The 21,099-nt window shown below is 62.1% G+C and carries 18 protein-coding genes; 5 read left to right on the top strand and 13 right to left on the bottom strand.

Annotated elements, in window-relative coordinates; translation table 11 throughout:
* The first annotated feature begins 9 nt into the window (after nucleotides 1–9).
* Nucleotides 10–528, top strand: a complete 519-nt coding sequence (locus NE357_RS25705; protein WP_003228709.1) for a single-stranded DNA-binding protein — start codon at nucleotides 10–12, stop codon at nucleotides 526–528.
* 75 nt (nucleotides 529–603) lie between these two features.
* Here NE357_RS25705 and NE357_RS25700 read toward each other — a convergent pair whose 3' ends face one another.
* The 7 genes from NE357_RS25700 to NE357_RS25670 all read right to left on the bottom strand — a co-directional run bounded on the left by NE357_RS25700 (nucleotide 604) and on the right by NE357_RS25670 (nucleotide 5,760).
* Complete coding sequence (locus NE357_RS25700) at nucleotides 604–1,761, bottom strand: glutathionylspermidine synthase family protein (RefSeq protein WP_169432130.1); 1,158 nt, start codon at nucleotides 1,759–1,761, stop codon at nucleotides 604–606.
* Nucleotides 1,761–2,447 carry a DUF1190 domain-containing protein gene (locus NE357_RS25695; RefSeq protein ID WP_169432129.1) on the bottom strand — a complete coding sequence of 229 codons (687 nt, stop codon included), beginning with the start codon at nucleotides 2,445–2,447 and terminating at the stop codon, nucleotides 1,761–1,763. The genes NE357_RS25700 and NE357_RS25695 overlap by 1 nt, the downstream gene beginning before the upstream one ends.
* Before the next feature lie 17 nt (nucleotides 2,448–2,464).
* Nucleotides 2,465–2,890, bottom strand: coding sequence for a DUF350 domain-containing protein (locus NE357_RS25690; protein ID WP_169432128.1), 426 nt, complete (start codon nucleotides 2,888–2,890; stop codon nucleotides 2,465–2,467).
* 13 nt (nucleotides 2,891–2,903) lie between these two features.
* On the bottom strand, nucleotides 2,904–3,542 hold the full coding sequence (locus NE357_RS25685) for a DUF2491 family protein (protein ID WP_169432127.1): 639 nt from the start codon (nucleotides 3,540–3,542) through the stop codon (nucleotides 2,904–2,906).
* Between the two features lie 124 nt (nucleotides 3,543–3,666).
* On the bottom strand, nucleotides 3,667–4,365 hold the full coding sequence (locus tag NE357_RS25680) for a PspA/IM30 family protein (RefSeq protein WP_169432126.1): 699 nt from the start codon (nucleotides 4,363–4,365) through the stop codon (nucleotides 3,667–3,669).
* A gap of 17 nt (nucleotides 4,366–4,382) precedes the next feature.
* Nucleotides 4,383–4,964 (bottom strand): YjfI family protein, encoded by a 582-nt coding sequence (locus NE357_RS25675; RefSeq protein WP_423815194.1) that lies wholly within the window; start codon nucleotides 4,962–4,964, stop codon nucleotides 4,383–4,385.
* A gap of 241 nt (nucleotides 4,965–5,205) precedes the next feature.
* On the bottom strand, nucleotides 5,206–5,760 hold the full coding sequence (locus tag NE357_RS25670; RefSeq protein WP_169432124.1) for a cysteine hydrolase family protein: 555 nt from the start codon (nucleotides 5,758–5,760) through the stop codon (nucleotides 5,206–5,208).
* A 100-nt stretch (nucleotides 5,761–5,860) separates the two neighbouring features.
* Between NE357_RS25670 and NE357_RS25665 the strand changes: the two genes are divergently transcribed.
* The 3 genes from NE357_RS25665 to NE357_RS25655 all read left to right on the top strand — a co-directional run bounded on the left by NE357_RS25665 (nucleotide 5,861) and on the right by NE357_RS25655 (nucleotide 8,892).
* A complete protein-coding gene (locus tag NE357_RS25665) occupies nucleotides 5,861–6,856 on the top strand; it encodes a GlxA family transcriptional regulator (RefSeq protein ID WP_169432123.1) in 996 nt (331 codons plus the stop codon).
* 178 nt (nucleotides 6,857–7,034) lie between these two features.
* Nucleotides 7,035–8,144: a DUF3182 family protein gene (locus NE357_RS25660; protein ID WP_169432122.1), complete on the top strand. Its 1,110-nt coding sequence runs from the start codon at nucleotides 7,035–7,037 to the stop codon at nucleotides 8,142–8,144.
* Complete coding sequence (locus NE357_RS25655; protein ID WP_169432121.1) at nucleotides 8,134–8,892, top strand: alpha/beta hydrolase family protein; 759 nt, start codon at nucleotides 8,134–8,136, stop codon at nucleotides 8,890–8,892. The genes NE357_RS25660 and NE357_RS25655 overlap by 11 nt, the downstream gene beginning before the upstream one ends.
* On the opposite strand, the gene NE357_RS25650 is transcribed toward NE357_RS25655, so the two are convergent.
* The 5 genes from NE357_RS25650 to NE357_RS25630 all read right to left on the bottom strand — a co-directional run bounded on the left by NE357_RS25650 (nucleotide 8,893) and on the right by NE357_RS25630 (nucleotide 14,197).
* Nucleotides 8,893–9,882, bottom strand: a complete 990-nt coding sequence (locus NE357_RS25650; RefSeq protein ID WP_169432120.1) for a lysylphosphatidylglycerol synthase domain-containing protein — start codon at nucleotides 9,880–9,882, stop codon at nucleotides 8,893–8,895. It abuts the gene before it with no gap.
* Complete coding sequence (gene clsB, locus NE357_RS25645) at nucleotides 9,879–11,165, bottom strand: cardiolipin synthase ClsB (RefSeq protein ID WP_169432119.1); 1,287 nt, start codon at nucleotides 11,163–11,165, stop codon at nucleotides 9,879–9,881. The genes NE357_RS25650 and clsB overlap by 4 nt, the downstream gene beginning before the upstream one ends.
* Nucleotides 11,162–11,959 carry an endonuclease/exonuclease/phosphatase family protein gene (locus NE357_RS25640; RefSeq protein ID WP_169432118.1) on the bottom strand — a complete coding sequence of 266 codons (798 nt, stop codon included), beginning with the start codon at nucleotides 11,957–11,959 and terminating at the stop codon, nucleotides 11,162–11,164. Before NE357_RS25640 ends, clsB begins: the two co-directional genes overlap by 4 nt.
* Nucleotides 11,956–12,882, bottom strand: a complete 927-nt coding sequence (locus tag NE357_RS25635; RefSeq protein WP_169432117.1) for a DUF72 domain-containing protein — start codon at nucleotides 12,880–12,882, stop codon at nucleotides 11,956–11,958. The genes NE357_RS25640 and NE357_RS25635 overlap by 4 nt, the downstream gene beginning before the upstream one ends.
* Before the next feature lie 103 nt (nucleotides 12,883–12,985).
* Nucleotides 12,986–14,197: an MFS transporter gene (locus tag NE357_RS25630; protein ID WP_169432116.1), complete on the bottom strand. Its 1,212-nt coding sequence runs from the start codon at nucleotides 14,195–14,197 to the stop codon at nucleotides 12,986–12,988.
* Nucleotides 14,198–14,386: 189 nt separating this feature from the next.
* On the opposite strand from NE357_RS25630, the gene NE357_RS25625 reads away from it, so the two are divergent.
* Entirely contained in the window at nucleotides 14,387–16,492 is a 2,106-nt protein-coding gene (locus tag NE357_RS25625) for a mechanosensitive ion channel family protein (protein ID WP_169432115.1), read from the top strand.
* Between the two features lie 152 nt (nucleotides 16,493–16,644).
* Here the strand turns inward: NE357_RS25625 and NE357_RS25620 are convergent, their stop codons facing one another.
* Nucleotides 16,645–20,940: a DEAD/DEAH box helicase gene (locus NE357_RS25620; protein WP_169432114.1), complete on the bottom strand. Its 4,296-nt coding sequence runs from the start codon at nucleotides 20,938–20,940 to the stop codon at nucleotides 16,645–16,647.
* Nucleotides 20,941–21,099: the final 159 nt, after the last annotated feature.

Raw genomic sequence — 21,099 nt, 5'->3', positions numbered from 1 at the left:
GAGAACGTTATGGCCCGTGGGGTTAACAAAGTCATATTGGTCGGCACTTGCGGCCAGGATCCCGAAGTTCGCTACTTGCCTAACGGTAACGCCGTGACCAACCTGAGTCTGGCAACCAGCGAACAGTGGACCGACAAGCAGACTGGTCAGAAGGTCGAGAAGACCGAGTGGCACCGCGTATCGATGTTCGGCAAGGTTGCCGAAATCGCCGGCGAATACCTGCGCAAGGGTTCGCAGGTGTACATCGAAGGCAAGCTGCAGACCCGCGAGTGGGAAAAAGACGGTATCAAGCGTTACACCACCGAAATCGTGGTCGACATGCAAGGCACCATGCAACTGCTCGGCGGCCGTCCACAGCAGGGCGACCAGCAAGGCGGTGGCAACAACTATCAGCAGCAGGCGCCACGCCAACAGGCTCCGCGTCCGCAGCAGTCGGCTCCTCAGCAGCGTTCGGCCCCGGCTCCACAGCAAGCCGCACCGCAACCAGCCCCGGATTTCGACAGCTTCGATGACGACATTCCGTTCTGATTCTTCGCTGTATCCGCTTTGAATAAAAAGGCCCGTCGCTGAACACGACGGGCCTTTTTCATGGGCGCAGGTTTTTCAGTCAAGAATCAGGTGTGGCAAGAACCGGCTCGAATCCTTGGTGATCAAGCTGTTGTCTTCGCGCACGCCAATCCCCGCCGCCTGATCGCCTATGACCCAGGAACCGATCAGCGTGTAGCTGTCATCGAACTTCGGCAGCGGCGCAAATTCCTGCAGGATGAAAGGCGCATCCGTGTAGGGGCCGTCCTCTTTGACGATCAGGCCTTCGGCTGTTTGCAACTCGATGTTGGCACCTTCCCGGGAGAAGTACGGTTTGCGCACCCAGCCTTTCGGTACAGCGCCGCCCGGATTCGGATCGAGATGGGCGGCCAGCAGATTCGGATGGCCCTTGTGCAATTCCCAGAGCAGAGGCAGGGCGCCTTTATTGGAGAGAATGGCCTTCCACGCCGGTTCGAAAAACTGCGTATCGCAATCGGCAATGGCCGCACCGAACGGTTCGTGGAAGATGAACTCCCAGGCATGCAGCTTGAACAGATGCGGGATCCAGCGGTCTTCGAGATCGACGAAACGTCCATCGGTTGTCAGGCCGATGTCTTCGATATCGATGTGTCGGGATTCGATGCCGACCTTTTCCGCGATCAGGCGCAGATAGTCGGTGGTGCCCTTGTCCTCGACGGAGCCTTTCATCGAGGCAAAGTAGAACGGGCGCTTGAGTTTCAGCGCGGCAAAGGCTTCATGCAGTCGGGTATCGATGCTGTTGAACTGGTCGGCATGGCGCGGCAGCATCCCGCGCTCGATGCATTGTTCCAGCCAGCCCCACTGGAACGCCGCGGCCTCGTACAGGCTGGTGGGGGTGTCGTAGTTGAGCTCCAGCAACTTCGCCGGCCCGGTGCCGTTGTAGGAGAAGTCCATGCGCCCATACAGATGCGGATGACCTTCCAGCCACGACGTTCGGATCATGTCGTAGTACGGCGCGGGGATGCTCAGGCGATCGAGCAGTTCCTCGCTGTGCACGACCCGGTCCACCAGATCCATGCACATCTCGTGCAGTTCGGCGGTCGGATCCTCGAGATCGTTTTCGATCTGTGCGAGCGTGAACTGATAATACGCGCGCTCGTCCCAGTAAGGCTCATCGTCGATGGTGTGGAACAGAAAGCCGAGGCTTTCGGCCGTCTGTTTCCAGTCGTGGCGCTCGGCGCAATGGATCTTCTTCATCAGCTGCTCGAACTGCCCCAGCCGCCCCAACCGCTGCGTGCGCTGGACTGGCTGCCGAAACCGCCACGGGAAGTAGAGGATGCCACGTTGACCGGTTTGCTCCGGGAGCTGGTGTAGTCCGAATTGCTGCGAGTGGTCGGCGCCGATTCGATACGCCGGTTCAGCGTCGAAGTGTCGTACGTCTGACGCGTATCGCGGTCGCGATACACCGTCCGCGAGTTGTTGCTCATGGCATTGCCGATCAGCCATCCGGTGAGCCAGCCGTTGCTCGACCCGCCACCGCTGGAAACGTGGGTCGTGCTCTGAGTTGTCTGGGCAGGTTCGGCATTGCCCGCCGGCATCTGCGCATTGGCAATCGAATCGAGGTTCTGTACCGGTTCGGAATTTTGCGCCACCTTGAAACCACCGAGTTTCGGTGCAAAGCGGCCGTCGGAATTCTTCTGACACCAGCCGGCGGCAAAGTCTGCGTCGCACTTCGCTTTGTCGTCATAGGCCGGGGCGATGCGCCGGTGCTCGGCCAGGGCCGCGACGTAGGCATTCGAGCAGGCATCGGCTGCCACTTCGGCGTCGACGCACTGTTCCACGCTCTGGAAGGTGCGCTGTTGTTCCTGCGCGGCCGCTTCACCGGAAATCGCCAGGGCCACCGAAGCGGCCAGGGACAGTTGAACGTACTTGCTTCGTTTCATCTCGGGCTTCCTGCCGATCAGTAGGACGGGGTCATGCAGGCGGCGTTGAGCATGCCGACGCTGATCGCCACCGCTGCCACGTAGATGCCGGCGGCCACTTCACCGTTGGCGATGCGCTGGGACGTGCCCTTGAGCACCAGCCCGGTGGCCAGAAATGCCAGCAGTTGCACCGCGGCCGCAATCACGGCCCAGAGGACGAAGTCGAGGACGTTGATCGAGTGGGCGATGATGTTGCTTGCCGGTATCGCGAAACCGATGATCGCGCCCGACAGGGCAATGGCCGCTGCGTTGTTGCCGGAGCGAATCAGCTCGAATTCCTTGTGCGGCGTAATGCGCGTGTAGACGAATTGAAACAGCATGAACAGCAGCACGGCGCCGATCAGGTAGGCGGCGAATCCGACCAGCGCGGCCTTGTTCAGGGAAACGGACAACACTTCCAGCATGGGGAACTTCCTTTTAAATGGTGCTCAGATCGGTGGTGTACAGCGAGATGCCCAGCGATGTGCTCAGGCTGACAGTGCCTTCTTCATCCTGTTCGACGGAGAACAGCAGCAGTTCGCGACGGTCGGTCAGGCCGGTTTCCCGGGCATACAGCATCGAATGGTGTTCGATGGTGTAGGACTCGTCGGGATTGATCACCTGCTCGGTGAGCGGGACCAGTTCGGTCTGGCCGCGTTCGGTGCCCCATTCCCGGGTGAAGGACACGCCGTCATGGGTGTAGGCCGGCAGGCCGATCAGGCTGTTCGGGCCCGCCAGGCGCTGCAGCTCGGCATCGCTGTTGACCGTGACGTAGCTGAGGTAATTGAACAGCGTCACTGATTCGATCTGATCGTCGCCGGTGACATGGACCTGCAGCCAGAAGTCTTCGTTGTTCAGGTAATAGCGATACAGCTTGTTCGACTGGCCGAGGTCGATCCAGCCGGCGCTCCAGATCGCCTGGGCATCGGGAACCCGTACCGAGGTGCTGCCGTCGAGCAGCAGAGCGAGGGTCGTATCGAAGCGGATCGCCTTGCCCTGCGCCAGACCCAGCGGGCCGCTGGCCGCCTCGCGTGCGGGTGCCGAGCCGGTGCCGAGCAAGTTCTTTAACCATCCCATGGGTACATTCCTTGAAGCGGGTGGAAGTGTTCGTTGGCAAAACGCCGCTAGTGTACCGGCCTCGCGACGAACGAGCAGGCAAAAAAGAAGGGCACCCGGTGCCCTTCTTTTCTTCTGGCTGCCCTTACTGGGCCGACTTCTGCTTCAAGCGTTCGAGGATTGCGTTGGCGCTGCCCTCGTTCGGCGTGATGCCGGCCTCGCGCAGTTTGCGCTCCAGATCGTTGCCGGTCGTGGCATCGGCCAGTTCGTCCTGAGCGTTCAGCTCGGCGGCGCGCTGCTTTTGCTTTTCTTGCAGACGGTTCAGGGTGCCGACTGCAGTTTCCAGCTTGCCATTGGCGCCGCCGCTGGCGATGGATGCGCTGACCTGCGCTTTCTGCACGCTGTCACGGGCCTTGGCCATGTCCACTTGCTGACGCAGGCTCTTGATCCGCGCTTCGGCCTTGTTGATGTCCTTGCGCATGTTGTCGGCGTAGGTACCGAACTCGTCGCTCTGGGCTTTCTCGGTGGCCAGGTCGTTGGTCAGGGTCGAAATCGCTTCGGCCACTTCCATCGCCAGGTCTTCACGGCCGGCATTCAGGGCGGAGACCGCCTTGGCTTCCAGGTCCTTGATCTTGGCGTCGTACTCGCTCACGCGATCGGCGGACAGTTTGTGCTTGGCCATGATGGTGACCAGTTCACGACGAGCGTTGGACAGGGCGCTGTCGGCGTCACGGATTTCCTGATCGAGGATGCGCAGGGCTTGTTGGTCGACAATCGCTTCGCCGACTTCATTGGCGCCGCCGCGCAGTGCGGTGAACAACTTGCTCCAGATGGACTGAGTCATTGGATTTTCCCTGTTGATTACTTGAAGAAGTGTTCGAAGGCTTCGCTGGCGCGCTGCACGTTATCGACCAGGGTTTTCACCTCGGTGACCACGTTGGTCAGGCTCGAATCCGCACTCAGCGCGCCGAACATGTTGTAGACGGTCTGGCCGTTGGGCATGGTTTCGATGCCGATCGACGACAGTGGGAACATTTCCCGGCTGCGCAGTACCGCGTCGTTGAAGGCGCGCACGTCGGTGATCGAATCGATGTCCACCAGTACGGTGTCGACGATGATCTGCTGACCCGCGATGGCGATATGAATCGGCAGGCCGCCGAATTCGTTCATTTCCAGCTTGAGGCTGGGTTCGGAGCTCTGGATCAGGGACAGCGTGATCTCTTGCGAAGCCACCTCGTCCAGTGCCTTGAAAGCGTTGTAGAGGCTATCGATGTTCCAGTTGTTGCCTGCGCTCATGTAATTCTCCGACATGAATGAGCCAGCCAGAATCGGTTGGCGTAGCTGTTGCTCCATTTGCTTGAGCAAGCTTCGGTTTTCGGGAAGCACCCAAGTTTCGTGTTTCACATAACCGGCGGCAGCCAGGCCCGCGCGCATCTGCTTCATGTAGAAGCTGGATGGTTTTTTCACGGACGTTGTCGAGCGCACTCCCTTCGGGCTCTCCGATTTTGTTGGCGGGGAGTTGCTTTTCATGGCGATGACTCCGTTATGAACATCTCACGCGTGAGCCACACTACAATCAATTCAAAGTGCCATCAATGGCTCACGCGTGAGATTTTCTCAGCCCACGAAAAAAAGCCCGCAACAGGGCGGGCCGGGTTTCATTTCACAAACGTGCGACAGGCGCTCAACGACTGTTGGAGAGGAACTCCTGCGCGCAAACCACGTTGGCGTAGGCGAACGCCAGCGAAGACATGAATGCCGCATGCACCTGAGCGGCCGGCACGGTCAGGCCATTGAATTCCAGGTCGCGGGTGGCGCAGGCATCGTGGATCACTGTGACCGTATAGCCCAGGTCTGCCGCTGCCCGGACCACGCCGTCGATGCACATGTGGCTCATGCTGCCGACCACCACCAGTTCCTTGATGTCTTGTTCGTCCAGGATCGATTGCAGCTCGGTTTCGCGGAACGCGTTGACGAAGTGCTTGAGCACCACGGGTTCATCGGCGCGGTTGAGTACCTTGGGGTGCAGCCTTGCGCCCTCGGAGCCCGGGGTAAAGAACGGGGCATCCGCCGAGGTAAATTCGTGACGGATGTGGATCACCGGATCACCCGCTTCACGGAACGCGGCGATCAGCCGCGCGGCATTGTCGGCGGCGGCATCGACGCCCGTCAGCGGCCACTTGCCTTGGGGGAAGTAGTCGTTCTGGATATCGACTACGATGAGTGCTTGCCTGGCCATGGGGGTGTCCTCGAAGTGTTGTTGGCAGTGGATTGAGTATTGGCGCTGGCCACGGTTTCGAGGATTGGCCGCACCGACAATAGACAGGGGAAAACTGACAATGGGCGTTGAAAGGGCCGTTGCCGAGCTGGGCGTGCTGATTTATCCCGGCGCGCAAATGGCGGCGGTGCATGGCTTGACCGACCTGTTCGGCGTGGCCGACCGGATCGCTGTCGAGCATCAGACCGTACAATTGCCGCGGCTGCGCGTGAGTCACTGGCAGGTCGAGAACGAGCAGGCTCCGGTCAGGGTTTACGACAGTCATCCCGTTGAAGAAACGGGTTTGCTGGCGGTGCTGATCCCACCTTCGATCGCTGGGTTCAGCGCAGAGCAGGCATCGGCTGGGCTGCTGCAATGGCTGCGCGCCCAGCATGCCCGTGGTGCGACGCTGGGCGGCGTTTGCGTAGGCTCGTGGTTGCTGGCTGAAAGCGGACTGCTCAATGGTCGCAGTGCCACCACTCACTGGACCTCGGCCAAGGCCTTTGCCGAGCGCTATCCGGATATCAATCTCAAGGCGGATACACCGATTGTCGATGATGGCGACCTGATCACCACGGCCGGTCTGATGGCCTGGTCGGAATTGGGGTTGCGGCTGGTTGATCGTTTGTTGGGGCCGAGCATCGCCAGCGCCACCGCGCGGTTTCTGGTGATGGATCACAGCGACAGCGCCAGTGCCTGCGGCAGCAATTTTGCGCCGATTCTCAGTCATGGCGATGCCGCGATTCTCAAGGTCCAGCACTGGCTGCAAAGTACTGGCGCGACCGACGTGTCGCTGGCGGCGATGGCCGGGCGCTCGGGCCTGGAAGAACGCACCTTTCTGCGCCGGTTCCGGGCCGCGACCGGCCTGAAACCCACCGAGTACTGCCAGCACCTGCGGGTTGGCAAGGCCCGGGAAATGCTCGAGTTCACCAACGGCACCATCGACCACATCGCGTGGACGGTGGGGTATCAGGATCCGGGAGCGTTTCGCGCCATCTTCAAGAAAATCACCGGGCTGGCGCCGAGTGACTACCGCAATCGGTTCGGCGTGAGCCCGCCGCCGGCGCTGGCGAGATAGCACCACGCGGTCGTGCAAAATGCCGCGATCATGGCGGCCATCGTGCAGATTGAAACGGGCGCAAGGCCAGTACGAAAAGACTAAATGACTGATCTGCAAGGGTTTTGCCGCTGCCGTCGGTTGGCCTGATCTCTGCACCCTCTCACCTACATTCACCGAGCCGCTGGAAGGGGGGCGCATGACCCCGATACCTCGCAACAAAATAGTGGTCGCCCATTCCGTACGCCCCGACGCGCCGCAACACGAAGTGCAGACCAACAAGGCGCTGGCCCGTTGGCTGGCGCAGATTCTCGGGCTGAAATTCGGCGGCAGTTACGACGCGCAAAAGCACAAGGGCCGTGACCTGTATCTGTTGCCGACCCAAACCATCGTCGGCGCCGTCAACGCTCTGGAAATGGGGATCAAGGGCCCGGACGATCTGTGGGGCGGTTTCGTCGAACACGATTTCATCTGCACCAAAGCTATCAGCCATGGCTTGCGCAGCCATCAGGCCAACGCACCGCAAGGCTGGTCGCCACTGTTTTCCGAACGCATTCGCAATGTCGTGCTCGACGGGCTCAGTGTGTTCGCCCTGGAAGATGCACGACCTGCCGCCGAACATTTGCTCTACAGCGGGCCGATTCGCCTCAAGCCGATCCACGCCTGTGCCGGGCGCGGTCAGGAAGTGGTCAAGAGCCTGGATGCGTTCGACGAAATCCTCGCCCGACCCGAGGCTGCAACGCTGTTCAGTGAAGGCGTGGTGCTGGAGCAGGACCTGAGCCAGGTCGTCACCCACAGCGTCGGCCAGTCGTTCATCGGCGACCGGGTGCTCAGTTACTGTGGTGATCAATACTTGACCGAAGATGCCCGCGGCGAAGAGGTCTATGGCGGTTCAAACCTGCTGGTGGTGCAGGGCGGTTATGACGAATTGCTGAAACTGGATCTGCCGGACGATGTGCGGTTGGCCATCGAGCAGGCACAGGTTTTTGACCGGGCGGCGGATGAAGCCTATCCACGGTTCTACGCTTCGCGACGCAACTATGACATCGCCCAGGGCCTGGACAATGATGGCCAGCCGCGCAGCGGTGTCCTCGAACAGTCCTGGCGCATGGGCGGCGCCAGCAGCGCGGAAGTGGTGGCGTTGCAGAGTTTCGTCAATGACCCTTCGATGCGCGCGATCCGCGTCTCGTCGGTGGAAACCTATATCGACCGTGCCCTGCCGGCGGACGCCATCGAGGTCTATCGCGGCCCGGCCGAGAACAGCGACTTTCTTCTCAAATACGTAACGGTCCAATCCTATGACGGCTAGAAGCGAAAGCATTCAAATCGACATTGATGACGAGCAGATGAGCGGGACATTCCTCAGTCCCAAATCGAAAGTCCCCGGCGTATTGTTCGTGCACGGTTGGGGCGGCAGTCAGGAGCGGGATCTGGAACGGGCCAAAGGTATCGCCGGCCTGGGCTGTGTGTGCCTGACGTTCGACCTGCGCGGGCACACCGGCGGCACCGGCATTCCACTGAGCCGGGTCACCCGTGAAGACAACCTGCGTGACTTGCTGGCGGCCTACGACCGGCTGCTCGCCCACCCGGCGCTGGACACTTCGGCCATCGCGGTGGTGGGCACCAGCTATGGCGGTTATCTCGCCTCGATCCTGACTTCATTGCGCCCGGTGCGCTGGTTGGCGCTGCGAGTGCCGGCGCTGTATCGCGACGAACAATGGCACACGCCCAAGCGCGATCTGGACAAGGCCGACCTGCGCGATTATCGCAGCACGCTGATACGCGCCGACAGCAACCGCGCCTTGCACGCCTGCTCGCAATTCACTGGCGATGTGCTGCTGGTGCAGTCGGAAACCGACGACTACGTGCCCCACGCGACGATCATGAGTTACCGCGCTGCGTGCCAGCAGACCCACTCGCTGACCCACCGCATCATCGACGGCGCCGACCATGCCCTGAGCGATCCCACCTCACAGCAGGCCTACACTTCGATCCTCGTCGACTGGATCACCGAAATGGTGGTGGGCGAGCGGTTGAGCATCATTCAGTCGCGCTGATCAGGGCTTGGGTTTCTTCTCGATCCGCAACGCCTTGGCCTTGGCTTCCACCACCAGGTACATCAGCACGGTGATCAGCAGCGGCAACAGGAAATAGATCGCCCGATACGCCAGCAGCCCCGCCACCAGGCTGCCGCGTGAAGCCTCGTGTTGCAGCAGCGCCACGAACACCGCTTCCAGCACGCCGAGCCCGGCGGGAATGTGGGTGATGACGCCGGCAATCGCGCTGATCAACAGCACCCCGAGCACCAGCGGGTAGTCGAGCTTGCTCGGCAGCAAAGTGAAAATCACCGCTGCCATCAGCGACCAGTTCAGCGCCCCGAGCAGTAACTGCAGGACCGCCATGCGCAGCGACGGCAGGTTGATTTCCACCCCACGAATCGACCACTCGCGACGCCGGGAAAACTGGCAGGCGACCAGGTACCCGGCACTCACCAACAGCAGCAATACACCAATGCCCTGCAACGCATCGCTGCTGACTTTCCAGCCTGGCGGCATGCGCACCAGTCCGCTGCTGAACACCACACCCGCGATGGTCATGTAGCCGAACCAGTTGGTCGCCAGGCTCAGGCCGAGGATCTTGGCGATGTTGCTTTTGCTCACGCCGAGCCGCGAGTACAACCGATAACGCATGGCGATCCCGCCGACCCAGGCGCTCAAATTAAGGTTGAACGCATAGCTGATGACGCCCACCGGCAGGATCTGTTTCCAGGTCAGGTCCTGACGAATGTAAGTGCGGCCGATCAGATCGAAACTGGCGTACACCAGAAAACTCAGCAGCGTCAGGCTGGAGGCGATGATCAGCGTGCGCACCTTGAAATCGGCGAGGGTTTGCAACACCTCGGCCCATTCGATGCGGCTGGCGAACATCGTCAGCAGAACGATCAGCGCGAGAAAGAACAGCAGGGTCAGCGGACGCTTCCAGCGACTCCAGCGGGACTTGCCCGCCGTTGCCGGATGCACCGCCGCGTGGGCTTCGGAATGGCTCATGAAGGATCGCTCCCGGCGGCAGGGGTAAAGGGTTTGAGCCGTGGTTTGTGCGCCGGCAGCCAGCCGGCCATGGCCGGAAAATGGCGCAGGAAGTGAAACACCAGAAAACCCACGGTCATGTGCCAGATCCGCCCGCGTGGCGACTTCGCGGCGTCCATCGCCTTGCAGTGGTTGTGGCTGAGGTCTTCGAGGCGTTCGAACAGGTGACGATTGAAGGTGCGGTCGCGGATCAGCACGTTGGCTTCCAGGTTCAGCGAAAGGCTCAGCGGATCAAGATTGCTCGAGCCGACGGTGCTCCATTCCTCGTCCACCAGCGCCACTTTGCCGTGCAGCGGGCGCTCGCAATATTCATGAATCTGCACCCCGGCCTTGAGCAGGTAGTCGTAGGTCATGCGCGCGGCGAGTTTGGCCACCAGCATGTCCGGTTGCCCCTGCAGAATCAGCCGCACCTCGACCCCGCGCCGGGCGGCGTTGCGGATCTCGCGCAGCAGGCGATAGCCGGGAAAGAAGTACGCGTTGGCGATCACCACCCGCCGTTGGGCGCGGCGCAGCACTTGCAAATAGACGTCTTCGATATCGGTGTGGTGGTGGTCGTTGTCGCGAAACACCAGACGCACCTGACCATCGTGATCATCGAACGCCATCTCGGCACGCCGCTGCCGTCGCCGTTGCCACCAGAACCTTGCGCGTCCCGGTCGGCCGCTTTGCAGCAGGGCGAAATGATGGATGTCGGTCACCGCCGGGCCTTGAATCTCCACCGAGTAATCCTGCTTCGCTTCGGGGCCGAAATCGGCCAGGTGATCGCCGGAAAAATTGATCCCGCCGATGAACGCGATCAAGCCGTCGACCACCACGATCTTGCGATGCAGGCGGCGGAACCAGTTGGTGCGGATACCCAGGCGCTTGGGGGCCGGATCGAAGATCTGCAGGTGCACGCCGGCGTCGCTCAGGGCGGTGAGGTAACCGGTGCTCAATTCGCCGCAACCGAAGCCGTCGAAGCTGACGGTGGTGCGCACCCCACGCCGGGCGGCATCGATAAGAATCTCCTGCAATTCCTTGCCGACCTTGTCCTCGAAGACGATGAAAGTCTCCAGCAGGATTTCGCTTTTCGCTGCGCGCATCGCTTCGAACACTCGGGGGAAATACTCCTCGCCGTTTTCCAGCAACTCGACGCGGTTGTTGCCCTGCCAGCGGTACTCGACATCGACGGTGCCGGGCTCGCGCACGGGCGGGGTCATGCTGACGGGCTCCACGGCGGATTTCTCCAGCGGTGCGCTGCTCATAGTTCAATCTCCACCGACAGCGGGACGTGGTCGGAAAGGTGTGACCAGGGACGGTTCGCCAGCACTTTGGGCTGACTGGCCTTGAGGTTGCGTACGTAGATCCGATCCAGGCGCAGCAGCGGCAGGCGGGCCGGAAAACTGCGTGCCGGTTTGCCTTGATGCGCCACAAACACTTCGCGCAGGCCACAGGGTTCAAGCAATCCGTCAGCACGCTGGCGCCAGTCGTTGAAATCGCCGGCGACGATCACCGGCGCATCATCGGGCAGTTCGGCCAGGCGCTCGCGCAGCAGGCGCAACTGGTCGTTGCGATGGCTTTCGCGCAGGCCCAGATGGACGCAGATCGCATGCACTTCACGGTCGTCTCCCGGCAGGCGCAGTACGCAGTGCAACAGGCCGCGGTTTTCGTGGCCGCTGATCGAAACGTCGAGGTTGTCATGGCGCACGATCTGGAATTTCGACAGCAGCGCGTTACCGTGATCGCCCTCCGGGTACACCGCGTTGCGCCCGTAGGCGAACTGCGGCCAGAGGCTGTCGGCGAGAAACTCGTACTGCGGCATCGTCGGCCAGTTGTCATAGCGTTTGGGATGGTGCTCGTGGGTGCCGTGGACTTCCTGAAGAAACACCACGTCGGCGGACACGCTGCGCACCGCTTCGCGCAGTTCCGGCAGGATGAAGCGCCGGTTCAGGGCGGTGAAGCCCTTGTGGGTGTTCACCGTCAGCACGGTGAAACGGCGCTCGGTGGTGATGACCGTGGACTGCTCGTCGGTGAAGCCGAGCGGCTCGGGAATGCTCATGCGAGTACTCCTTCGGCGGCCGGTTCACCGGGCACGGTTTCGAGGTTTTTATCCAGCTCGAAATGCTGCAACAGCCTGCGGGCATCGAAAGGCGCGCGAACCTTGATGTCATTGTCGAAGTAGCAGAAAACCTCGCGGGATTTGCGCGCCCGAGGCTTCAGGCGCGGGGCGATCAGATGGGCGTCGCCCGGTTGCCGGCCATGGTGCCAGGCGTCGATGCGTTCGGCCCAGCGCTTGATGGCGGGCTCGGTGTAGCCGCTGGCATAGAGCTCTTGGGCGCCGTGCAGACGCAGGTAGACGAAATCGCTGGTGAGGTCTTCATGATACGGCCACTTGCCTGCGGTATCGGCGATCACCAGAGCAGTGTTATAGCGTTTGAGCAGACGCACGAAATCGACGTCGATGAAACTGTCATGGCGGATTTCCACGGCATGGCGCAAAGGCTTCTTGCCGTAGGCCTTCAGGCTGGCATGGCCATGCAGGTGGGAGTCATGCCGGCGGGCGAGCGCGGCGGCAGCTTCGGTGTCGTGGGGCAGTTGGGCAAGGAAGTGTTCGAAGAGGGACGGATCGAATTTGAAGCTGGGCGGAAACTGCCAGAGGATCGGCCCGAGCTTTTCCTTCAGTTCGAGAATCCCGGAGGCAAAGAAATTCGCCAGGGGTTTTTCGATCTCGCGCAATCGACGGATGTGCGTGATGAAACGCGGTGCCTTGACGCTGAACACGAAACCTTTCGGCGTCTCGGCATACCACTGGGCGTAGCGTTCCGGTCGTTGCAGCGCATAGAACGAGCCATTGATCTCGATGCTGTTGACCGCCCGCGAGGCGAACTGCAGTTCGCGTTTCTGAGCCAGTCCCCGGGGGTAGAAATCCCCGCGCCACGGGGCGTAGCGCCAGCCTGAAATACCGATGTGAATCGTCGCCATCCCGCCCTCCCGTCGAAAGTCCCCGTGTTGCCTCTGTCTGTGGATGACTGCAGACGGTTCGGGAAAGTTTCGACGGGAGTACGGGCGGTCGGTATTCGCAGGATCAGTGGCCAGTGACGACCCGGGTAGAACCGCCCGTGGGGTCGGCATACACCGGGCCCAGTCGGTCGAGGCGACCGCTCAAGGCTGTCAGGGCCAAGGCCACCAGCACCACCATCCCGCCGATCCATGCGGTGTGGATCAGGCCGATGTGCTCGACAATCAACCCGCCACCCCACGCACCGCCGGCAATCCCGAGGTTGAACGCGGCAATGTTCAGGCCCGATGCAACGTCCACGGCTTGTGGTGTGTGATGTTCAGCCTGACGCACCACATATACCTGCAGGCCGGGCACGTTGCCGAAGGCGACGGCGCCCCAGACCAGTACGGTGGCCAGTGCCAGCCACGGGTTGGCGGCGGTGAAGGTGAGCACGAACAGCACGGCGGCGAGCAGGGTGAAGATGATTTTCAGGGCACTGATCGGCCCGCGTTTGTCTGCCAGTTTGCCGCCCCAGATATTGCCGACGGCCACCGACACGCCATACACCAGCAACACCAGGCTGACCGTGCCGGCGCTGAAGCCGGAGAGGTCCTGAAGGATCGGTGCCAGGAACGTGAAGGCGATGAACGAGCCGCCGTAACCGATGGCGGTCATGGCGTACACCAGCAACAGGCGCGGTTGCTTGAGCACCTGCAATTGCTGCAACAGCGACGCCGGTTTGCTGTGAGCGATGTTGTTCGGCACGTAAAGCAGGCTGCCGATGAACGCGATCACGCCGAGTGCCGACACCGCGAGGAAGGTTTCACGCCAGCCGAAATGCTGACCGATGAACGTGCCCAGCGGCACCCCGGTGACCAGCGCCACGGTCAGGCCGGTGAACATGATCGCAATCGCACTGGCGGCTTTTTCCTTGGGCACCAGGCTGGTGGCGATGGTCGAGCCGATGGAGAAGAACACGCCGTGGGCCAGACCCGTGACGATCCGCGCCAGCACCAGCGATTCATAACTCGGCGCCAGCCAGGCCAGCAGGTTGCCGAGGGTGAACAGCACCATCAGCGACAGCAGCAACAGTTTGCGCGGGACTTTGCCGGTGAGGGCGGTCAGCACCGGCGCACCGATGGCTACGCCGAGGGCATACAGACTGACCAGCAGACCGGCGGAAGGCAGACTGACGCCAAGATCGGCGCCGATGGTGGGAAGCAGGCCAACGATGACGAACTCGGTCGTCCCGATGGCGAATGCGCTGAGGGTCAGCGCGAGCAGGGCAATGGGCATGACGGCACTCCGGTTGAGGTTTGAATGGAGCGCAGTGTCGGGGTTTGCTGAGGGTGGAAAAATACAGGGATGGGCATTTGATATTTGACCTGAGAGCAAAGATCGAAATGCGGCTCTCAAGGCGTTCTTGAACTTTGCCAAGCCAAAACCGATCAGTTCCTTACAGGTTCAACCAAGGAGTTCTGCGTTTTGACCAGGTTCGGGATCGCGATTCTATTGGGGGCATTGCTGTTGTTCGGCGGCCATGCCGTGCAAGCTGCCAGCCTGCCGGGCGTTCCGGCGGCCAGTGAAGAGCCGGCCAAACCGGAGCCGATCGTGCAGGGCGGTCTGCTCGGTGCCATCAGTTCCAGCATCGACGACGTGCAGGACAAACTCGATCTCAACGAGCATCTGGTCGACGCCTGGCGCCTGCGCGCCGACCGGGCGGCGGATGAAGTCGACAGGCTGGTCAATCAGCCATCGGATCGCTCGGGGTGGAGCGTGGCCGGAGATTTCATGATGCTGTCCGGCGTGTGGCTCGGCACCTTTGCTGTGTTGACGGTGCTTGGCAGCGTTCTGGCCAAGCGGATGCGCGAGGGCCGCTGGCTGCGTACCCGCCAGCGCAGCCAGGATCTGCTCGGTTATCTGTTGCCCTACACGCTGCCCGCGCTCATCTGTCTGCCGCTGACCCTGTACGTCAGCCATTTTCTGTCGGCCTCGGTCGGTCGGGCGCTGGCGCTGTGTTTTGCCTACGCCACCAGCAGCGGGACATTTTCCACGTCGATGCTGTTGTGCGTGGTGGTGATGTTCAACACCGGCCACAAGCGACGAGCTGCGCAGATCATTCGCGACTACTGCCCGAAACCGCTGTTCCTGATCGGCTTTCTCGCCGCGTTGAGTGATGCGTTGACCAGCCCGCAGATCGCCCGGCAACTGGGCGGCAACATCACCAGCAGCATCGCGGTGTTCACCGGTCTGCTGGCGTCGATCATCTTCGGTCTGCTGGTGATTCGTTTGCGCCGGCCGGTGGCGCACCTGATCCGTAATCGCCCGCTGGCCCAACGCCTGAAACAACCGTCGCTGCAGGAATCGCTGCGGATTTTTTCCGGGCTCTGGTACTGGCCGATCGTGCTGATGGTGCTGGTCTCGGCGGTCAATCTGATCGGTATCGGCGAGGACAACCAGAAAGCCCTGCGCTGCGCGTTGCTCACCACCGTGTTGCTGATCGGCACGGTATTTCTCAGCACCGTGCTGCAACACCTGTTCAAGTCGCGCCGGGCCGAGGCGATCCAGCGTAGCAGTGCCTACAAGGAACGCTTTCTCAGCCTGTTGCACGCCTTGCTGCGGATCGTCATCGCGATTGCGTTCATCGATATCCTCGGGCGGATCTGGGGCGTGTCACTGATCGACTTCGCACAAAGCAGCACGGTCGGCCGGGCGATCAGCAACGCCTTGAGCAGCATCGGCCTGATCTTTCTCGTGACGTGGCTGTTGTGGGTAGTGCTCGACACGGCGATTCAGGAAGCGCTGAAACCGCCGGTCAGCAAACGCTCGGCGCGCCAGCCCAGCACCCGGGTGAAAACGATCCTGCCGCTGCTGCGCAACGCGATCAAAATCATCCTGGTGGTGATCTGTGCGATCACCACCATGGCCAATCTGGGGATCAACGTCGCGCCGCTGCTGGCCGGTGCCGGGGTGGTCGGTCTGGCCATCGGTTTCGGCTCGCAACAGCTGGTGCAGGACGTGATCACCGGGCTGTTCATAATCATTGAGGACACCCTGTCGATCGGTGATTGGGTGGTGCTCGATTCCGGGCATGCCGGGACAGTTGAAGGCCTGACCATTCGCACCCTGCGCCTGCGTGACGGCAAGGGCTTCGTGCACTCGGTGCCGTTCGGCCAGATCAAAGCCGTGACCAACCAATCGCGGCAGTTTGCGTTCGCGTTTTTCTCGGTGCAGTTCACCTACGACACCGATGTCGACAAGGCCATCGAGCTGATTCGTCAGGCCGGGGATTCGATTCGCGAAGACCCGTTCCTCAAGTACAACCTGCAGGGGCCGCTGGACGTGTTCGGTGTGGACAAGATGGACCTGAACGGCGTGGTGCTGACCGCGCAATTCCGCACGGTGTCGGGCGGGCAATACGCGGTGAGCCGCGCGTTCAACCAGCGTTTGAAAAAGCTTGTGGATAACAGCCCGTGGGTGCATTTCGCGCAGACTTATCCACAGCAGGTCTTGTTGCCCAGGCGACAGGAAGACGAGGCGCCAGCGGCGCATTCGTCGGTGGTGTTGCCAGCGCAATCGCCGACTCAGTAGGAGTTCTTGTGGTGCATGTACCGGCCTCTTCGCGGGCAAGCCCGCTCCCACAGGACTCGGTGTGATGCCGAAATAGCAGCCGCACCACAAACCATTGTGGGAGCGGGCTTGGTCCGGGCGGCGATCCGACGAAGAGGCCAGACCGGTTTACATCAATGCCGGATCAGTTTGCTGCGCACCTGCTCCATGGAAACCTGATCCAGTTCTACCCAGAATTGCGGCTTGCCCGCGACCTCGGCAGCGACCGGCAGGCCGTCGCGATACACCAGCCGATTGCTCGCCAGCGCCGGCACTTTCGTGCCTGGTAGCAGGGTGCCGGCGAGGTTCAGCGGATCGACCCCGCACACGGCGATCAGGCTGCCGTCAGGAGGGCGACGGCGGACTTCGCGCAGAAGCGGTATCGCCTCAGGCAGGGCGAATTGCTCGCCGGCCAGACCGCTGACAAACCGCCCGCCACGAATCTCGCCGCGCGCCTCCAGCCGATGGAACGTGCGCAGCAGTTCGCGCCAGCTGGGCAGCCAATCGGCTTCGCGTTCCAACAGACGCCAGAACACCACGCCATAGCGGCGCAACAAGGTCATGGCGATGTGTTCGAGGGCTTCGGGCGACGGCGTTTGACGGTTTTCCACCACCGGCCCGCGACGTAAAAGCGCCCAGCGACCGGCATCGTCCATGCCGCCGACAAACGCCCCGCGCCCGCGTCGACTGCTGCGTTGCTGGCGCTTGCCCGCCGGGGTGATCAGCGCTCGCAATCCGGCAAAGCTGTCGGCATTCACCAGACCGGCGCCGACCAATTCCTGCAAGGCGATTTCCAGTTCGGTGCGCAGCAGGTGCGCTTCATGAATCAGCTCATCGAAAAACAGCGCCCCATGCTGGCTGAGGGCCTCGAAGACTTTGTGCGTCTTGGGTGACAGTTCGCTGGCGGGTGTCTGCTCGGCCAGCGCACTCCATAACCCGACCTGACTGCGTGGCAGCAATACGACCGGTGTGCTGCGAAGCGCCGTTCCGCTGGTTTTCTGCCGGGCGCTGAGTCGCATCCACACCTGTTTTCCACTGCGGCACAGATCATCCAGCCAGCTCGGCGAATAATCCTTGAGCCTGGCCGGAAGAATGTCACTGTCCCACGCCGATGCCGCTGCCGGGTAGCCTTCGAACTGACCGATAATCGCCGGCAACACGGCGCTGCCCTGACCACGGGTGGACGGGGACACGTGCTGCCAGTCGAACAGAAACCGCATGAAATCCTGCAACGCCACCGGCTCGATTTCCCGGCGCAGGCGCTTGACCGTGTAGCGGTGAATTCGCGCCAGCAGATGCCGTTCGCACCATTCTTCAATCGTCAGCCCCGGGGTGAACCGACCGCGCAGCACATAGCCTTCACGTTCCAGTTGGGCGAGGGCTTGATGGACGTGTGCGGGCGGCAATGACAGCGGTTGTGCGATGGCCTCCAGTGGCAGGGGGCCGAATGCACTCAGTCGTGCGCGGATGACTTCCACCAAGGCATCGTCGGTGGTCCAGGCTTCATCGAAACCTGGCAGTGCTGGCAGTGCCGAAGACGCCTGTGGATAAAGCGCTTGCAGACAGGTCAGGCGTTCCCGCGCCAGCCACAGCGAATGCTCGGGATCGATTTGCAGTTGGCAGGCTCGCCCGGTCTCGGCCAACGCATTCAGCCAGTCGCGCCAATGCAGGTTGGCCTCGACTTCGCGGCCGCTGATGCAGGCCAGGCTCATCAGCGCTTCATGCATTTCATCGGCGCTGTTCGGCGTCGGCCACGCCTCTTCGCGCACGGCGTCGATCGCGTCGGCGTCCAGCGCGCCGAGGTCATCGGTGGATTGCGGATCGCTCCAGCGGCGATTCAGCACGGCCTGGGTCCGCCGCTCTTCCAGTGGTGCATCGTCAAGAAAGGTGTAGGGGCGGGCACTGAGGATTTCCGCCGCCAGCGGCGAGGGCGCCGGCAGGTCGCGAGCGATCAGCCGCACTTCGCCGCATTCCATGCGCCGCAGCAATTGCAGCCAGCCTTCGCAGTCCATCGCCTCGTGCAGGCAATCGTCGAGGGTCTGTTCCACCAGCGGATGCTCGGGAATTTCCCGTTCGCCGGCGAGATTTTCCAGGCAGGCGATCTGATCGGGAAACACGCTGGCGATGAGGTCTTCGCTTTTCATTCGCTGCAACTGCGGCGCGACTTTTCGCCCGCCGGCATAACGCGGCAGGGCCAGCGCCACCCCGGCATTCCAGCGCCAGCGCACACCGAACAGCGGTGCATCCAGCACCGCCTGAATCAGGATGTGCTCGGCGCTGTTGCTGTGCAGATAACGCCAGACGTCATCGAGCTCGAAACTGTGGCTGGTGGACAGCGACAGCACGATGGCGTCTTCACTGGCGGCGGCCTGCAATTCGAAGTTGAAGGTGCGACAGAAACGCTTGCGCAGGGCCAGACCCCAGGCACGGTTGATGCGGCTGCCGAACGGCGAATGGATGATCAGTTGGGTGCCGCCGGACTCGTCGAAAAACCTCTCCATCAGCAGCGTGTCCCGGGACGGCAGGGCGCCGAGGGCGAGGCGGGCGCGGGCCAGATAATCCACGAGCTGTTCGGCGCTGGCCAGGTTCAGGCCGAGGGTGTCGGTCAGCCAGTCGAGGGCAGGTTGCAGATTGCCGGGGCAGGCACTGAGCAATTGATCGAGTTGCGCGTGCAGCCGAGCCACGGCCGCCGACAGTTCATCGCTGCGCCCCGGGGCCTCGCCGAGCCAGAACGGAATGGTCGGCGGCTGGCCCTGGGCATCCTCGACCCGCACCTTGCCGGTTTCCACCCGCAGGATTCGGTAGGAAGTATTGCCGAGCTGGAACACATCACCGGCAATGCTTTCCACGGCGAAGTTTTCGTTGACGCTGCCGATGTTCAGGCTTTGGGGTTCCAGCAATACGCTGTAGTCGGCGTTGTCCGGGATGGTGCCGCCACTGGTGACCGCTGTCAGCCGCGCACCGCGCCGCCCACGCAGGGTTCGGCTCACCGCGTCGCGGTGCAGGTAGGCGCTGCGGATGCCCTGACGGCCGTTGTAACCCTCGGCGAGCATGCCCAGCAGCGCCTGATAATGTTTTTCGTCGAGGCGGGCGTAGGGCTCGGCCCGGCGGAACAGTGCGAGCAAATCGTCCTCGCCCCATTCCTGGCAACTGACCTCGGCGATGATCTGTTGCGCCAGCACGTCCAGCGGCGCTTGGGGGATGTGCAGCGTATCGAGTTCACCCCGGCGCACGCAGTCGAGCAGCGCGGCGCATTCGATCAGGTCGTCGCGGGTGGTGGCGAACAGGCGCCCCTTGGGCGTACCGCCGACCTGGTGTCCCGAGCGGCCGACCCGTTGCAGAAAACCGGCAATCGAGCGCGGCGAAGCGATCTGACACACGAGGTCGACTTCGCCGATATCGATCCCCAATTCCAGCGACGCGGTGGCGATCAGCACTTGCAGCTCGCCGCGCTTGAGCCGTTGCTCGGCGTCGAGGCGAAACTCCTTGGCCAGACTGCCGTGGTGCGCCGCCACGGCATGTTTGCCAAGGCGTTCGCTCAGATGTCGGCTCAGGCGTTCGGCCAGGCGTCGGGTGTTGACGAAAATCAGCGTGGTGCGGTGTTCACGGGCCAGCGTGGCGAGACGGTCGTAGACCAGTTCCCAGACGTCATTGGCCATTACGGCGGACAACGGCACCGGCGGTACTTCGATGCCCAGATCCCGTGGGCGCGCGTGACCGATGTCGATGATCTCGCAGGGGCGCTCATGGCCGACCAGAAACCGTGCGACCGCATCGATCGGTTTTTGCGTGGCCGACAGGCCGATGCGGGTCAGCGGTTCGGTGCACAACGCCTGCAAGCGTTCGAGACTCAAGGCCAGGTGGCTGCCACGCTTGCCGGCAGCGATGGCGTGTATTTCATCGACGATGACAGTACGCGTGGTGCCGAGCATCTTGCGGCCGGATTCGGAACCGAGCAGCACGTAGAGCGATTCCGGAGTCGTCACCAGAATGTGTGGCGCGCTCTTGCGCATGGCGGCGCGGTCTTTTTGCGGGGTGTCGCCGGTACGCACGGCGGTGGTGATTTCCAGCGCCGGCAGATCCATTTGGCGTAACTGTTCGGTGATTCCCGCCAGCGGATTCTGCAGGTTGATGCGGATGTCGTTGGACAGCGCCTTGAGCGGCGAAACGTAGACCACCAGGGTTTCGTCCGGCAGGCCGTCAGGCGTTTCCAGGCCGCGGTGGACCAGTTCGTCGAGCACCGCGAGGAACGCGGTAAGGGTCTTGCCGGAGCCGGTGGGTGCGGCGATCAGCGTCGAACGGCGCTGGCGGATCAACGGCCATGCGCGGGCCTGGGCGGCGGTGACCGTCGCAAATGTGCGGCTGAACCAGGCGCTGACGGCGGGGTGAAAGCCTGCCAGCGCCGCGTCCTTGGGGATGGGCAGATTCATGTCTGCAGTTATGCGGGTGGGCGGGCGAAGTTGCAAGTACCGCTGGAGATCTACACTTTACGGGTGACGGTTGCGCACTAAACCCGCAAAATGCAACGATTCCGGCAATTATCGACGACGCTGTACCAAACATCGTCGCCAAAGCCATCGTTCCAATCA

The sequence above is a fragment of the Pseudomonas sp. G7(2022) genome (assembly GCF_052660475.1).
This window is presented reverse-complemented; position numbering and strand designations above follow the sequence as displayed.

Coding starts and splice junctions, on each gene's coding strand:
- NE357_RS25705 (WP_003228709.1), top strand. CDS start 10: ATGGCCCGTGGGGTTAACAAAGTCATATTGGTCGGCACTTGCGGCCAG.
- NE357_RS25700 (WP_169432130.1), bottom strand. CDS start 1,761: ATGAAGAAGATCCATTGCGCCGAGCGCCACGACTGGAAACAGACGGCC.
- NE357_RS25695 (WP_169432129.1), bottom strand. CDS start 2,447: ATGAAACGAAGCAAGTACGTTCAACTGTCCCTGGCCGCTTCGGTGGCC.
- NE357_RS25690 (WP_169432128.1), bottom strand. CDS start 2,890: ATGCTGGAAGTGTTGTCCGTTTCCCTGAACAAGGCCGCGCTGGTCGGA.
- NE357_RS25685 (WP_169432127.1), bottom strand. CDS start 3,542: ATGGGATGGTTAAAGAACTTGCTCGGCACCGGCTCGGCACCCGCACGC.
- NE357_RS25680 (WP_169432126.1), bottom strand. CDS start 4,365: ATGACTCAGTCCATCTGGAGCAAGTTGTTCACCGCACTGCGCGGCGGC.
- NE357_RS25675 (WP_423815194.1), bottom strand. CDS start 4,964: ATGAAGCAGATGCGCGCGGGCCTGGCTGCCGCCGGTTATGTGAAACAC.
- NE357_RS25670 (WP_169432124.1), bottom strand. CDS start 5,760: ATGGCCAGGCAAGCACTCATCGTAGTCGATATCCAGAACGACTACTTC.
- NE357_RS25665 (WP_169432123.1), top strand. CDS start 5,861: ATGGGCGTTGAAAGGGCCGTTGCCGAGCTGGGCGTGCTGATTTATCCC.
- NE357_RS25660 (WP_169432122.1), top strand. CDS start 7,035: ATGACCCCGATACCTCGCAACAAAATAGTGGTCGCCCATTCCGTACGC.
- NE357_RS25655 (WP_169432121.1), top strand. CDS start 8,134: ATGACGGCTAGAAGCGAAAGCATTCAAATCGACATTGATGACGAGCAG.
- NE357_RS25650 (WP_169432120.1), bottom strand. CDS start 9,882: ATGAGCCATTCCGAAGCCCACGCGGCGGTGCATCCGGCAACGGCGGGC.
- clsB (WP_169432119.1), bottom strand. CDS start 11,165: ATGAGCAGCGCACCGCTGGAGAAATCCGCCGTGGAGCCCGTCAGCATG.
- NE357_RS25640 (WP_169432118.1), bottom strand. CDS start 11,959: ATGAGCATTCCCGAGCCGCTCGGCTTCACCGACGAGCAGTCCACGGTC.
- NE357_RS25635 (WP_169432117.1), bottom strand. CDS start 12,882: ATGGCGACGATTCACATCGGTATTTCAGGCTGGCGCTACGCCCCGTGG.
- NE357_RS25630 (WP_169432116.1), bottom strand. CDS start 14,197: ATGCCCATTGCCCTGCTCGCGCTGACCCTCAGCGCATTCGCCATCGGG.
- NE357_RS25620 (WP_169432114.1), bottom strand. CDS start 20,940: ATGAATCTGCCCATCCCCAAGGACGCGGCGCTGGCAGGCTTTCACCCC.